12 protein-coding genes are annotated in these 14,868 nt (G+C 71.5%); all 12 read left to right on the top strand.

Features of this window, described 5'->3' with window-relative positions:
* Positions 1-24: 24 nt before the first annotated feature.
* Genes pyrR through EUC46_RS01205 form a run of 12 tightly spaced genes read left to right on the top strand, consistent with a single transcriptional unit; the run spans position 25 to position 14,831 of the window.
* Positions 25-633 carry a bifunctional pyr operon transcriptional regulator/uracil phosphoribosyltransferase PyrR gene (pyrR, locus tag EUC46_RS01260; RefSeq protein ID WP_128772357.1) on the top strand — a complete coding sequence of 203 codons (609 nt, stop codon included), beginning with the start codon at positions 25-27 and terminating at the stop codon, positions 631-633.
* Positions 630-1,619 carry an aspartate carbamoyltransferase catalytic subunit gene (locus EUC46_RS01255; protein WP_128772356.1) on the top strand — a complete coding sequence of 330 codons (990 nt, stop codon included), beginning with the start codon at positions 630-632 and terminating at the stop codon, positions 1,617-1,619. Before pyrR ends, EUC46_RS01255 begins: the two co-directional genes overlap by 4 nt.
* Entirely contained in the window at positions 1,616-2,935 is a 1,320-nt protein-coding gene (locus tag EUC46_RS01250; protein WP_128772355.1) for a dihydroorotase, read from the top strand. Before EUC46_RS01255 ends, EUC46_RS01250 begins: the two co-directional genes overlap by 4 nt.
* 3 nt (positions 2,936-2,938) lie before the next feature.
* Positions 2,939-4,168, top strand: a complete 1,230-nt coding sequence (gene carA / locus EUC46_RS01245) for a glutamine-hydrolyzing carbamoyl-phosphate synthase small subunit (protein ID WP_128772354.1) — start codon at positions 2,939-2,941, stop codon at positions 4,166-4,168.
* Position 4,169: 1 nt separating this feature from the next.
* Positions 4,170-7,496: a carbamoyl-phosphate synthase large subunit gene (carB, locus tag EUC46_RS01240; RefSeq protein WP_128772353.1), complete on the top strand. Its 3,327-nt coding sequence runs from the start codon at positions 4,170-4,172 to the stop codon at positions 7,494-7,496.
* Between the two features lie 20 nt (positions 7,497-7,516).
* Entirely contained in the window at positions 7,517-8,398 is an 882-nt protein-coding gene (gene pyrF / locus EUC46_RS01235; protein WP_277750459.1) for an orotidine-5'-phosphate decarboxylase, read from the top strand.
* A 17-nt stretch (positions 8,399-8,415) separates the two neighbouring features.
* The gene (gene gmk, locus EUC46_RS01230; protein WP_206645849.1) at positions 8,416-8,982 is read left to right on the top strand and encodes a guanylate kinase; all 567 of its coding nucleotides are present in this window, start codon (positions 8,416-8,418) and stop codon (positions 8,980-8,982) included.
* A 44-nt stretch (positions 8,983-9,026) separates the two neighbouring features.
* Positions 9,027-9,425 (top strand): DNA-directed RNA polymerase subunit omega, encoded by a 399-nt coding sequence (rpoZ, locus tag EUC46_RS01225; RefSeq protein ID WP_128772351.1) that lies wholly within the window; start codon positions 9,027-9,029, stop codon positions 9,423-9,425.
* 35 nt (positions 9,426-9,460) lie between these two features.
* Positions 9,461-10,867 (top strand): bifunctional phosphopantothenoylcysteine decarboxylase/phosphopantothenate--cysteine ligase CoaBC, encoded by a 1,407-nt coding sequence (coaBC, locus tag EUC46_RS01220; protein ID WP_128772350.1) that lies wholly within the window; start codon positions 9,461-9,463, stop codon positions 10,865-10,867.
* A 5-nt stretch (positions 10,868-10,872) separates the two neighbouring features.
* Positions 10,873-12,063 (top strand): methionine adenosyltransferase, encoded by a 1,191-nt coding sequence (gene metK / locus EUC46_RS01215; RefSeq protein ID WP_128772430.1) that lies wholly within the window; start codon positions 10,873-10,875, stop codon positions 12,061-12,063.
* Positions 12,064-12,070: 7 nt separating this feature from the next.
* Positions 12,071-14,167, top strand: coding sequence for a primosomal protein N' family DNA-binding protein (locus EUC46_RS01210; RefSeq protein ID WP_206645848.1), 2,097 nt, complete (start codon positions 12,071-12,073; stop codon positions 14,165-14,167).
* Positions 14,168-14,201: 34 nt separating this feature from the next.
* Complete coding sequence (locus EUC46_RS01205; RefSeq protein ID WP_128772349.1) at positions 14,202-14,831, top strand: HAD family hydrolase; 630 nt, start codon at positions 14,202-14,204, stop codon at positions 14,829-14,831.
* Positions 14,832-14,868: the final 37 nt, after the last annotated feature.

Here is a 14,868-nt window from a genome sequence, read left to right as displayed (position 1 = left end):
GGCGGGGAAGGAGGTCCACACACCGTGGCCGCAACGCAGTCCACCGGCAAGCAGATCCTGGGCGCCCCAGAGATCGCACGCTCCCTGGTGCGCATCGCCCACGAGGCGATCGAGCGCAACCGCGGGGCCCAGAACATTGTGCTCCTGGGCATCCCCAGCGCCGGGGTCCCCCTGGCCCAGCGGCTGGCGGAGTCCCTGGCCAGTGCCCACGGGGAAGACCCCGCCGTCACCGCGCCGGTCGCCGTCCCCGTGGGAACGCTGGACATCACCATGTACCGCGACGACCTGGGCCGCCACCCCATCCGCGTGCCCAAACCCACGCGCATCCCCGAATGCGGCCTCGACGACAAGACCGTCATCCTGGTCGACGATGTCCTCTACTCCGGGCGCACCATCCGCGCCGCCCTGGACGCCATCGGCGCCATTGGCCGCCCCCGCGCCGTCCAACTCGCCGTCCTGGTGGACCGCGGCCACCGCGAGCTGCCGATCCGCGCCGACTACGTGGGCAAGAATCTGCCGACCTCCCGCAGCGAGAAGGTCGTTGTCTCCTTAACCGAGCTCGGCGCCGACGCAGACGCCGTGACCATCGTCCCCTCAGTCACCGCCGCCACCGGCCAGGAGGCCACACGATGAGGCACCTGCTCTCCGCGAAGGACCTGTCCCACGACGACGCCGTGATGGTCTTGGACACCGCCGAGGCCATGGCCGCCACCCAGCGCCACTCCGTTAAGAAACTGCCCACTCTGCGCGGCAGGACGGTCGTCAACCTCTTCTTCGAGGACTCCACGCGCACCCGCCTGTCCTTTGAAGCCGCCGCCAAGCGGCTGAGCGCCGACGTCATCAACTTCTCCGCCAAGGGCTCGTCGGTGTCCAAGGGCGAGTCCCTCAAGGACACCGCCCAGACCCTCCAAGCCATGGGCGCCGATGCCGTGGTCGTGCGACACCGCGCCTGCGGGGCCGCCCACCTGCTGGCTCACGCCGGATGGATCCATGTCCCGGTTCTCAACGCCGGGGACGGTACCCACCAGCACCCCACCCAGGCGCTCCTGGACGCCATGACCCTGCGGCGCTGGTACGTCCCCGGCTCCCCGGGCGCCGCCGACGGCTCCCCGGCCCCGCAGGGCCGCGATTTGAATGGCGCCCGAGTCATTATCGTCGGCGACATCCTCCACTCGCGCGTGGCCCGCTCCAACGTCGACCTGCTCACCACCCTGGGCGCACGGGTCACCCTGGTGGCCCCACCCACCCTCCTGCCCGTGGGCATGGAGAATTGGCCCTGCGAGGTCTCCTACGACCTGGACGCCGCCATCGCCGACAATCGCCCTGACGCCGTCATGATGCTGCGCGTCCAGCGCGAGCGCATGAGCGCCGCCGGAGGCGGCTTCTTCCCCAGCCCCGCCGAGTACTCGCGCGCCTACGGCCTGAACCTGGCCCGCCGCCAGGCCATGCCCGCCAGCGCCATTGTCATGCACCCCGGCCCCATGAACCGCGGCCTGGAGATCACCGCCGAGGCCGCCGACGACCCGCGCTCGCGGGTCGTCGAGCAGGTCGGCAATGGCGTCTCGGTGCGCATGGCCGCCCTCTACCTCCTCCTGGCCGACGAAGGGAACCAGCTGTGACCGCTCACCTCCTGACCGGTGTACGCCCCTACGGTGAAGACGCCGCCGACATCCTCATTGTCGACGGATCCATTGCCGCCCTGGGCGCCGGCGCCGCCTCCCAGGCCCCCCGTGAGGCGGTGCGCCACGACTTGGACGGCCTGGTGGCCCTGCCCGGCCTGGTCGACATCCACACCCACCTGCGTCAGCCCGGGGGGGAGAGCGCCGAAACCGTCTTCACCGGCACCCGCGCCGCCGCCGTCGGCGGCTACACGGCCGTCTTCGCCATGGCCAACACCACCCCCGTCCAGGACAATGCCGGTGTTGTCGAGCAGGTCCTGCGCCTGGGGAAAGAGGCCGGCTGGGTGGACGTCCACCCCGTCGGCGCGGTCTCCGAGGGACTGGCGGGCAAGCACCTGTCCGAGATGGGCGCCATGGCCGCCAGCGCCGCCCGCGTGCGCGTCTTCTCCGACGACGGCAAATGCGTCTCCGACCCGGTGCTCATGCGCCGCGCCCTGGAGTACGTCAAAGGCTTCGATGGCGTCATCGCCCAGCACGCCCAGGATCCGCGCCTGACCGAGGGCTCCCAGATGCACGAGGGCGTGGTTTCCGCCGAGTTGGGCCTGCGCGGCTGGCCGGCCGTGGCCGAGGAGTCAATCATTGCCCGCGACGTGCTCCTGGCCGAGCACGTGGGAAGCCGCCTGCACGTGTGCCACCTGTCCACCGCCGGCAGCGTTGACATTATCCGCTGGGCCAAGGCCCGCGGCATTGACGTCACCGCGGAGGTCACACCCCACCACCTGCTTCTGACCGATGAGATGGCCCGCACCTACTCCCCGCTGTACAAGGTCAACCCGCCCCTGCGCACGGCCGAGGATGTTGAGGCGGTCCGTCAGGCCCTGGAGGACGGCACCATTGACGTCGTGGGCACCGACCACGCCCCCCACCCATTGGAGAGCAAGGACTGCGAGTGGGCCGCGGGCGCCTTCGGCATGACCGGGCTGGAGACCGCCCTGAGCGTCGTGATTGAGACCATGGTGCGCCCGGGACGCCTGACCTGGCGTGACGTCGCCCGGGTCCTGTCCACCACGCCGGCGCGCATTGGCCGCCTGACGGACCAGGGCCAGGGCCTGGGGGTGGGCGCGCCGGCGAACATAGCGGTGGTGGACCCCGAGGTGAGACGCACCGTTGACGGGCGCGCCCAGTGGACCCGCTCCGCCAACACCCCCTATGCGGGGCTGGAACTGCCCGGCCGGGTCATGGCCACCTTCCTGCACGGGCGCCCCACCGTCCTGGACGGCGCGCCGGTGGACAACCCGGTGGACAGCGGGGCCTGAGCCATGACCACCACCACTCGGGCCGCCACCGCCCGTGCCGAGCGCCCGGTAGCGCTGCTGGTCCTGGAGGACGGCTACGTGCTGCGCGGGTGCGCCTATGGCGCTACCGGGCGCACGCTCGGCGAGATCGTTTTCAACACCGGCATGACCGGGTACCAGGAGACCCTCACCGACCCCTCCTACCACCGTCAGATCGTGGTCATGACCGCCCCCCACGTCGGCAACACCGGCGTCAATGACGAGGACCCCGAGTCCGACCGCATCTGGGTGGCCGGTTATGTGGTGCGCGACCCGGCCCGCCGCGCCTCCAGTTGGCGCGCCCGTCGCGAACTGGACGATGAGCTTGCCGCCGCCGGCGTCGTCGGCATCTGCCAGGTCGACACCCGGGCCCTGACCCGCCACCTGCGCGAGCGCGGGGCCATGCGCGCCGGCATCTTCTCCGGCCAGGCCCTGCCGGCCGGAGCGCAGGACCCCGCCGGGCCCTCGCCCGCGGCCACCGACATCTGCCTGGACGCCGTGCGGGCCACGCCCCCCATGGCCGGGCGGGCCCTGGCCGCAGAGGTCTCCACCGCCGAGGGGTACGTGGTCGAACCCTCCGGGGCCTACGAGGGCGCCGAGCCCGTGACGGTGGTGGCCGCCATTGACCTGGGCATAAAGAGCCGCACCCCCCACCACCTGGCCGAGCGGGGCGCACGCGTTCACGTACTGCCGCAGTCCACCACCTTCGAGGAGCTTCTCACCCTGCGCCCCGACGGCGTGTTCTTCTCCAACGGGCCCGGCGATCCGGCCGCCGCCACCGGTGAGATCGAGCTGCTGCGCGGGGTTCTGGACGCGGGCATCCCCTTCTTCGGCATCTGCCTGGGCAACCAGCTCTTCGGGCGGGCCCTGGGGTACGGCACCTACAAGCTCGGCTACGGGCACCGTGGTGTCAACCAGCCGGTGCTGGACCGCGCCACCGGCCGGGTGGAGATCACCGCCCACAATCACGGTTTCGCCGTCGACGCCCCTGTCGGGGGGCCCTCCGTCGCCCCCTACGCCGGTGGCCGCTACGGGCGGGTCGAGGTCAGCCACCTGGGGCTCAACGACGGCGTCGTTGAAGGCCTGACGGCCCTGGACATGCCGGCCTTCTCCGTGCAGTTCCACCCCGAGGCCGCTGCCGGGCCGCACGACGGCGAGCACCTTTTCGACCGTTTTATCCGCCTCATGCGCTCCTACCGTGAGGAGAGGGATTGACATGCCCCTGCGCTCAAACATTGAGTCGGTGCTGGTCATAGGCTCAGGGCCCATTGTCATTGGCCAGGCCTGCGAGTTCGACTACTCCGGCACCCAGGCCTGCCGCGTCCTGCGCGGTGAGGGCATCCGGGTGATCCTGCTCAACTCCAACCCGGCCACCATTATGACCGACCCGGATTTGGCCGACGCCACCTATGTTGAGCCCATTACCACCGAGGTTCTGTCCTCCATTATCGCCCGGGAGCGCCCTGACGCCCTCTTGCCCACTCTGGGCGGGCAGACCGCGCTCAATGCGGCCATGAGCCTGGTCGAGGAGGGGGTCCTCGACCGGTATGGCGTCGAACTCATTGGTGCCAGTGCCCAGGCCATTAATGCCGGGGAGGATCGCGACGAGTTCAAGCAGGTGGTCGAGCGCTGCGGCGCCGAGGTCGCCCGCAGCGTCATTGCCCACACCATGGACCAGTGCCATGCCGGTGTCGAGGAGCTCGGCGGCTACCCCGTGGTGGTGCGCCCCTCCTTCACCATGGGCGGGCTGGGCAGCGGCATCGCCTTCGGCCCCAAGGACCTCGAGCGCATTGCCGGGGCCGGGCTGGCCGCTTCGCGCACCACCGAGGTGCTCCTGGAGGAGTCCATCCTGGGGTGGAAGGAGTACGAGCTGGAGCTCATGCGCGACAAGGCGGACAACGTCGTCGTTGTGTGCTCCATTGAGAACGTTGACCCCGTGGGCGTGCACACCGGGGACTCGGTGACCGTCGCCCCCGCCCTGACCTTGACCGACCGCGAACTCCAGCGCCTGCGCGACATTGGCATCGCCATTATCCGCGAGGTCGGCGTGGACACCGGCGGCTGTAATATCCAGTTCGCCGTGGACCCGGCCACTGGGCGGGTCGTGGTCATTGAGATGAATCCCCGCGTCTCGCGCTCCTCCGCCCTGGCCTCCAAGGCCACCGGCTTCCCGATCGCCAAGATTGCGGCGCGCCTGGCCGTGGGCTACACCCTCGATGAGATCCCCAACGATATTACCGGCTCCACGCCGGCCTCCTTTGAGCCGACCCTGGACTACGTGGTGGTCAAGGTCCCGCGCTTCGCCTTCGAGAAGTTCCGCGGCGCCGACCCCGCCTTGACCACCACCATGAAATCCGTGGGCGAGGCCATGGCCATTGGGCGCTGCTTCACCGAGGCGCTGAATAAGGCCATGCGCTCCATCGACAAGAAGGGCACCTGCTTCCACTGGGAGGGGCCGGCCCCCACGCCGGCGCAGACCGCGGCACTGCTGGCCGGCGTGCGCACCCCCACTGAGCACCGGCTCCTGGACGTCCAGCAGGCCCTGCGCGGCGGGGCCACTATTGACCAGCTCTACGAGGCCACCAGGATCGACCCCTGGTTCCTGGACCAGATGCTGCTGCTGGAGGAGGTCGCCCACGAGGTGAGGCGGTCCCCGGCACTGACCGCCCAGGTCCTGGCCCACGCCAAACGCCACGGCTTCTCCGACGCCCAGATCGCCGCCCTGCGGGGCGTGAGCGAGGACACCGTGCGCGAGGTGCGCCACGCCTTCGGCCTGCGGCCGGTCTACAAGACGGTGGACACCTGCGCCGCCGAGTTCGCCGCCCGCACCCCCTACCTCTACTCCTCCTACGACACTGAAACTGAGGTGGCGCCCCGGCGGCGGGAGGCCGTCCTCATTCTGGGGTCCGGCCCCAACCGCATTGGCCAGGGCATTGAGTTCGATTACTCCTGCGTGCACGCCACCATGGCCCTGGCCGAGCGCTACGAGACCGTCATGGTCAACTGCAACCCTGAGACCGTCTCCACCGACTACGACATCTCCGACAGGCTCTACTTCGAGCCGCTCACCTTCGAGGACGTCATGGAGGTCTACGAGGCGGAGAAGGCCGCCGGCCCCGTGGCCGGCGTAGTGGTCCAGCTCGGCGGGCAGACGCCCCTGTCCCTGGCGGCCCGCCTGGAGGCCGCCGGTGTCCCCATCCTGGGCACCAGTCCGCGGGCCATTGACGCCGCGGAGGACCGGGAGGTTTTCGGCGTCGTCTTGGAGCGCGCGGGCCTGCCCGCGCCGGCCCATGGCACGGCCCTGAGCGACGAGCAGGCCCTGGCGGTGGCCGAGCGGATCGGTTTCCCCGTGCTGGTGCGCCCCTCCTACGTGCTGGGCGGGCGCGGCATGGAGATCGTCTACGAGCGCGCGGGCCTGGAGGATTATCTGCGCCGCGTCGGGGCCGAGCCGGGCGGCGCCTACGCCGGCGGGCCCCTGCTCATCGACCGGTTCCTCGACGACGCCATTGAGATCGACGTCGACGCCCTCTACGACGGCACTGAGCTGTTCCTGGGCGGCGTTATGGAGCACATTGAGGAGGCCGGTATTCACTCGGGGGACTCCGCCTGCGTGCTTCCCCCCATGACGCTCTCCGATGCCGAGATCGCCCGGATCCACCGCTCCACCCAGGCTATTGCCGCCGGCGTGGGGGTGCGGGGCCTGATCAATATCCAGTTCGCCCTCATGAGCGACACCCTCTACGTCATTGAGGCCAACCCGCGTGCCAGCCGCACCGTCCCCTTCGTGTCCAAGGCCACCGGCACTCAGCTGGCCAAGGCGGCCGCCCTGCTCATGGCCGGCTCCTCCATCGCCGAGCTGCGGGAGGCCGGCTACTTGCCTCACAGTGACGCCGCCGTCTCCGACCCTCTTGACCCGATCGCCGTGAAGGAGGCGGTCCTGCCCTTTAAACGCTTCCGCACCCCCACCGGCCGCGGCGTGGACACCGTCTTGGGCCCGGAGATGCGCTCGACCGGTGAGGTCATGGGCTACGACGTCGACTTCCCGCGGGCTTTCGCCAAGAGCCAGGCCGCCGCCTACGGGGGCCTGCCCAGTGAGGGGACCCTTTTCGTGTCGGTGGCGGACCGGGACAAGCGGGCCATCATCCTGCCGGTGGCGCGCCTGGCCGAACTCGGTTTCACCATTTTGGCCACCACCGGCACCGCTCAGGTGCTGCGCCGCAACGGCATCCCCTCGGTGCCGGTGCGCAAGCTCTCCGAGGGCGCCGGGGAAGACGGTGAGCAGACGATTGTGGGCCTCATTGAGTCCGGGGCCGTCGACATGGTGGTCAACACCCCCAAGGGTCAGGGCGCCCGCGCGGACGGATACTCCATTCGCGCGGCCACCACGAGCGCCGACAAGCCCATTATCACCACCGTCCAGGAGCTCCAGGCAGCCGTCCAGGCCCTGGAGGCCCAGCTGCGCGGCCCCTTCAAGGCCCGTAGCCTCCAGGAGCGCGACGCCGACCGCGCCCGCCGCCGGGCCAACGCCATTGAATATCAATAAAACACTATTAAGGAGTACCTGTGAGCACCGCGGGCACGCCGACTCAACATCCCTTCGGGGAGCGCCTGCGCGCCGCCATGGACAATGCGGGGCCCTTATGCGTGGGCATTGACCCGCATGCGCGCCTCCTGGATTCCTGGGGCCTGCCCGACACGCCCCAGGGCCTGCGGGACTTCGCCCTGCGCACCGTGGAGGCCGTGGGCGGGCGCGTGGCCGCCGTCAAGCCCCAGTCGGCGTTCTTCGAGCGCCACGGCTCAGCGGGCGTCGCTGTACTGGAGCAGACCCTGGCCGCGGCGCGGCAGACCGGCACCCTGGTCATCCTGGACGTCAAGCGCGGGGACATTGGCTCAACCATGGGCGGCTACGCCCAGGCCTACCTGGCCGACGGCGCCCCTCTGGCCGCCGACGCCATGACCGCGTCCCCCTACCTGGGCTACGGCTCCCTCGCCCCGGCCCTTGAACTGGCCCAGGCGACCGGACGCGGCGTCTTCGTGCTGGCCCTCACCTCCAACCCGGAGGGCGCCGGCGTGCAGCACGCCCGGGCGGCGGGGGGACGGGCGGTGGCCGCCGCCGTGGTCGAGGCGGCCGGGGCCGCCAATGCGGCGGCCGGGGCCGCTGGCACGCTGGGCAGTGTCGGCCTGGTCGTGGGAGCCACCGTGGGCTCGGCGGTGCGGGACCTGGGCATTGACCTGGCCGGGGCCAATGCTCCGCTGCTGGCCCCTGGTGTCGGCGCCCAAGGGGCCGGCGCAGCCGAACTCAGGGACGTCTTCGGGGCCGCGCGCCGCAATGTGCTCGCCTCGACCTCGCGCGGCGTCCTGGCGGCCGGGCCGGGCGCTTCCGCCCTGCGTCGTGCGGCCGCGGCGGCCACAGCCGAGGCGGCTCGGGCCCTGCGGTCCTCATGAGAGGGCATGATGAGGCCATGAGTAGCGCTCCCGCCCGACTCACGGTCCTGGCCGGGCCCACCGCCGTGGGCAAGGGGACTGTTGTCACTGAGCTCCGTCGTCGCCACCCCGACCTATTCGTCTCAGTGTCTGCCACGACCCGCTCGCCCCGCCCCGGCGAGATCAATGGCGTCCACTACCACTTCGTCACCGACGAGGAATTCGACGCTCTTGTGGCCCAGGGCCAGATGCTGGAGTGGGCTCTGGTCCACGGCGCCCACCGCTACGGCACCCCCCGCAGGCCAGTGCAGGACCAGCTCGACGCCGGCCGTCCGGCCCTCCTGGAGATCGACCTCGACGGGGCCCGCCAGGTCCACCAGACCATGCCCGAAGCCCAGCTGGTCTTCCTGGCCCCACCCTCCTGGGAGGAGCTGGTGGCCAGGCTGACAGGGCGCGGCACGGAGGACGCCCATGAGCAGGAGCGGCGCCTGGCCACCGCGCGCATGGAGATGGACGCCATTGACGAGTTCGACCACGTCATTATTAATGACACCGTGGCGCGTGCCACGGACGAGCTTGAGGGCCTGCTGGGCCTGAAGGGCTAAAATATCGCGACGCATCATCGCCGTTCGACCCCGGGGAGAAGCACATGCTCGGAACCTCTGCTCAGCCTGAGGGCATCACCAACCCGCCGATCGACGACCTCCTGGAGAAGGTCGAGTCGAAGTACGGGCTCGTGGTGGAGGCCGCCAAGCGCGCCCGCCAGATCAACACCTACACCCAGCAGCTCGAGGACAACCAGTTCGAGTTCTTCGGGCCCCTGGTGGAGGCCGCCGTGGAGGAGAAGCCCCTGAGCATCGCCCTGCGCGAGGTCGCCGACGACAAACTTCAGGTCATCTCCGGTGACGTTGCCCGCGCCCGCCGCGCCGAGGCCGAGGCGGCCCGCCGCGCCGCCGAGGCCGACATGTTCTCCGACATCCCTCTGGACGCCCCCCTTGAATCGGGCACCACGGAGACCACCACCAGCCTGGACGACATTCAGTTCTGAGCGCCCCGCGCCAGGACCCACCCCCCACGCAGACCATGAGCGCCCGCGCCGCAGCCGGTGAGCATCGGCCGCGGCGCATTGTGGTGGGCGTGGCCGGGTCCATTGCCGCCTACAAGGCCCCCTTCGTCATCCGCCTGCTGCGGCGAGGAGGCCACAAGATCAAGACCGTCCCAACCCGGGCGGCACTGCGTTTCATTGGGGCGCCGGCCCTAGCGGCCGTCAGTGGCGCACCGGTGTCCACCGGGGTCTTCGACGACCCGGCGGCCGTCGAGCACGTCGCCATTGGCGAGTGGGCCGAGTTGGTGCTCGTGGCTCCTGCTAGCGCCGACCTGCTGGCCCGCGTCGCCGCCGGGAGAGCCGACGATCTGCTCACCGCGACCATTTTGACCACCACGGCCCCCGTGGTCCTGGCCCCGGCCATGCACACCCAGATGTGGGACAACCCGGCCACCCGGGACAATGTCGCCACCTTGCGCCGCCGCGGCCTGGTCATTATCAACCCCGCCCGCGGGCCCCTGACCGGCGAGGACTCCGGCGTGGGGCGCCTGCCCGAGCCGCAGCATATTGTCGACCAGGCGCTGGCCGTGCTCACCGACCGAGGGGCCGCCCCCCTCCGACCGGGCCGTCTGGCCGGCCGCCACCTGGTGGTCAGCGCCGGCGGCACACGCGAGCCCATTGACCCGGTCCGCTTCCTGGGCAACCGCTCCTCGGGGCGCCAGGGCTGCGCCATTGCTGCTGCCGCCGCCGCCCAGGGCGGCGCGGTGACCCTGGTGGCGGCCAATGTCGAGGCCGGCCTCCTGGCATCCCTGCCCACCGCCGTCGCGGTGGTGCCCGTGGGCACCGCCATTGAGCTGGGGGAGGCGGTCAGGGACGCGGCGGCCAGCGCCGACGCCGTCATTATGGCCGCTGCCGTCGCGGACTTCCGCCCCGCCGGCCCGGCGGGGACCAAGCTCAAGAAGCACGGGCTCGACGGTGCGACCCCATTGGGCAGGGCGCCCACGATCACCCTGGTGGAGAACCCCGATGTGTTGGCCGGGCTGGTGTCCGCCCCACCCCGCCCCGGACAGCTCCTGGTCGGTTTCGCCGCCGAGACCGGGGACGATGACGGGGACGTCCTGGCCCACGGGGCCGCCAAGGCCCGCCGAAAGGGCGCCCACCTGCTGGCCGTGAACACCGTGGGGGAGCACCTGGGTTTTGGGGACGTGCCCAATGCCGTGGTCGTGCTCGACGCCGCCGGCCAGGAGGTGGCCCGCGGTCAGGGCACTAAGGAGCAGGTCGCCGAGTTGCTCGTCAACCTTGTCGCCCAGCGCCTGGAGGACGCCGGGCCGGGGGCCAATCAATGGGCGGGGGCCCGGGGACGCGCAGCCCTGAAAGGGGTAGGCTCGGGCCGTGGGGAAGGCCACCTGGGCGCGTCCGGGGCCCTGGGTAGGATGGCGCAGTGACCTCTTTGCGCCTTTTCACCTCTGAGTCCGTGACCGAGGGCCACCCCGACAAGGTGTGCGACCGCGTCTCGGACTCGATTCTCGACGCCATCCTCCTCCAGGACCCCGCGGCCCATGTCGCAGTCGAGACCATGGTGACCACGGGCCTGGTCCACGTGGCCGGAGAGGTGACCACCAGCGCCTATGTGGAGATCCCCGACATTGTGCGCTCCGAGATTGTGAACATTGGCTACACCTCCTCCGACGTCTGCTTCGACGGCCGCTCCTGCGGGGTGTCGGTGTCCATCGGCCAGCAGTCCCCGGACATTGCCGCCGGCGTGGACAAGGCCCTGGAGGTGCGCCAGGATGCCGGAAACCTCGACCCCCTGGACTTCCAGGGCGCCGGGGACCAGGGCCTCATGTTCGGTTACGCCTGTACCGACACCGCCAGCCTCATGCCCCTGCCCATCCACCTGGCGCACCGCCTGGCCGAGCGCCTGGCCGCCGTGCGCAAGCAGGGCGTCGTGAAGGGCCTGCGCCCCGACGGCAAGACCCAGGTGACCATTGGCTACGACGGCGACCGCCCCGTGAGCTTGGCCGGCATTGTCCTGTCCACCCAGCACGACGAGGACCGCACCCGCGCCTGGCTCACCGACGCCATCACCCGGGAAGTCATCACCCCCGTCCTGCACGAGGCGCAGGCCCAGGGCGTGGAACTGCTCACCAAGGATGCGACCTACCTCATTAACCCCTCGGGGCAGTTCATTATTGGCGGCCCCGCGGGGGACGCCGGCCTGACCGGCCGCAAGATCATTGTGGACACCTACGGCGGCATGGCCCGCCACGGCGGGGGCGCCTTCTCCGGCAAGGACCCCTCAAAAGTGGACCGCTCCGGGGCCTACGCCATGCGCTGGGTGGCCAAGAATGTCGTCGCCGCCGGTCTGGCGCAGCGCTGCGAGGTCCAGGTCGCCTACGCCATTGGGGCCGCCCACCCGGTGGGCCTGTACGTGGAGACCTTCGGCACCCACACCGTGGCCACCCAGCGCATTCGCGCCGCCATTGAGGAGGTCTTCGACCTGCGCCCGGCCGCCATTATCCGAGACCTGGACCTGTTGCGCCCCATCTACCGCTCAACCAGCGCCTACGGTCACTTCGGCCGTCCCGGGTTCACCTGGGAGGGCACACAGCGCGCCGAGGCCCTGCGCGAGGCCGTCTGAGGGCCCCATGCGTGAGGGCATTGCCGGGCAGGGCGCACTACTGGCCGTGCCCGCACCCGCCGAGCGCGAGGTGGAGGGCCACGGCGTGGCCGAGCCCGTGGCCCGGGTGTTGCTGGAGACCCCCGTCCCGCACCTGGATCGTACCTTCGACTACCTGGTCGCCCCCGAACTCGACGCGGCCGCCGCCGTGGGCACCCGGGTCACTGTCCGCTTCGGGGCCCAGGAGTCCCACGGGTGGGTGTGGGAGCGCGCCCGCACCACCACGCACCTGGGCCCCCTCGCGCCAGTGCAGCGGGTCCACTCCGACCTGCCGGTGCTCACCGCCGCCACCATGGCCCTGGTTGAGGCCGTGGCCGTGCGCTGCGCTGGCACCCGCTCGGACGTCGTCCGCCTGGCGGTGCCGCCGCGCCACGCCAGCACCGAACGCTCCGAGCGGGAGGCGCCGGGGCCGGCCCTGCCCACCTGGGATGCTCCCGAGGCTGCCGCCGAGGCGCCGGGCACCGGCACGGCCCGCGCCGAGGCGCCGGGCTGGGAGGCCTACGACGGCGGGCCGGCCTTCCTGGGCGAGCTCGCCGGTGGGGGAGCACCCCGCGCCGCCTGGTGCGCCCTGCCCGCCGTCCCAGGTGTTACCAGCCCCTGGACCCGGCTGCTCGCAGCGGCCGCCCGCACCGCCCTGAGCAGCGGCCGCGGCGTGCTCGTGGTTGTGGCCACCACCGGCCACGCTGAGAAGGTGGCCGAGGCGCTGAGGTCGGCCCTGCCCGGCGAGCCCGTGGGGGTGCTCTGCGCCGAGCACGGGCCCGCCCGCCGCTACCGGGTCTTCACCCGCATACTGCTGGGCCGCTGCCGGGTGGTGGTGGGCACCCGCTCAGCGGCCTTCGCCCCCGTGGCGGACCTGGGCCTGGCCCTCATCTGGGACGACGGCGACAATCGCCTCGACGAGCGCCACGCCCCCTACGTCCACGCCCGCACCGTCCTGGCGTTGCGCAGCGGCTTGGAGGGCTGCGCCCTCTTAGTGGCCGGCTACTCCCGCAGCGTCGAGGCCCAGGCCTATGTGGAGCAGGGCTGGGCGCGCGAGTTACGTGCCCCGCGTCCGGTATTGCGGGCCGCCGCCCCCCGCGTGGAGGTTCCCGGCGCCCCCGAACTGGAGGCTGAAGGGGCTTCCGGGGCGGCGCGCATCCCCTCCCTCGCCTATCGAATGGTGCGCCGCGCCCTGGCCGCGGGCCCGGTGCTCATCCAGGTCCCGCGCAGCGGTTACGCCCCAGTCCTGGCCTGCGCCCGCTGCCGCACCGCCGCCCGCTGTCAGACCTGCGGGGGGCCCCTGTCCCTGGGGCGGTCGGGGGGCATCTCCTGCCGCTGGTGCGCCCGTGGTGTGGCCGCCTGGAGTTGCCCGGAATGCGGGGCCACCTCGCTGCGCATGGCCAGTGTGGGCGCCGTCCGCACGGGAGAGGAACTGGGGCGGGCCTTCCCGGGCGTACCCGTGGTGGTCTCCGGCGCCAGGGCGGACCACGGCGTGGTCGCCACCGTCGACGACTCGCCGCGCCTAGTGGTGGCGACCCCCGGGGCGGAGCCGCATGCGGAGGGCGGGTACCGGGCCGTCCTCATTGTGGACGCCTCGGCCCTGTCCACCCGCCCGGAGTTGGGGGCCTCCAGTGAGGCGCTGCGCCTATGGACCAATGCTGCGGCCCTGGCCCGCCACTCGGCGCGAGTCATGGTTCTGGGAGGAGCCGAACCGGTCGCCGCCCAGGCGCTGGTGCGCTGGGACCATCCCGGCTTCGCCCGCCGACAGCTCGCCGAGCGGGCCGAACTGCACCTGCCGCCGGCATGGCGCACAGCCCGCCTCGACGGCGCCAGTCAGGCGGTGGAGTCCGCCCTGGAGGAGGCCCGCCGGGCCGGCTTCGAGACCCTGGGCCCGGTTCCGGCCCCAGTCGTGCCGGGCCCTGAAGGTCAGGGCGCTGGGGCCCAAACCATGGATCGGGCCCTGGTGCGCGCCCCCCTGGCCCGGGGCCGCGAGCTGGCGGCCATGCTGCGCCTGCGCCTGCGGGAGCGCTCAGTGCGGCGCGAGGAGCAGGTGCGCATCGAACTTGACCCGACTGTGCTGTGGTGAGCCCATCGCCGCCCGTGCAAGGCATGATGAGCCCATGAGCACCGTCGCCTACGACACCGCGATCGTCGACTACGGCAATGTTCTGGTGGCCTGGGAGCCCTTGGCGGCCGTCGCCGGGCACCTGAGCGTCGAGCAGTGGGAGGAGTTCGTCACCGGGGCCGGCTTCTACGCCCTCAACTCCCGTTCTGACGCCGGCGAGCCCTTCGAGGACATTGTGGCCGACCTTGAGAGAACCCACCCCGAGCGCCCCGACTGGGCGGCCGCGCTGCGCCTGTACCGCAGCCGGGACCTTTACTCGTTGACCGGCCCCGTCCCCGGTGTGGCACGGGTCCTCACCGAACTCCACGAGCAGGGCATCCGCCTCCTGGGGCTGACGAACTTCGACCACACGGTCTTCCCCGACGCCATACCCCTGGCCCCGGTCCTGGAGCTCTTCGACGGCATTGTCGTCTCAGGGGCCGAGCACCTCACCAAGCCCGACCCGGCCCTGTACCGCATCCTGCTGGAGCGCTACGACGTCGACCCGGCCCGGGCCGTGTTCATTGACGACTCGGAGGCGAATATCGCCGGCGCACAGCAGGTGGGGATCACCGGGCTGCATTTCACCGGGGCCGGGCGCCTGCGCTGCGACCTGGTGGCGCTGGGCCTGCTGCCCCACGCCTAGAGCCCGGCCGGCGGGACGACACGGCGGGGCGGAGGGC

It is taken from the genome of Actinomyces oricola, from assembly GCF_004104015.1.
Lineage (GTDB): Bacteria > Actinomycetota > Actinomycetes > Actinomycetales > Actinomycetaceae > Actinomyces > Actinomyces oricola.
The sequence above is the reverse complement of the archived record's forward strand: the minus strand, read 5'-3'. Positions and strand labels throughout refer to the sequence as shown.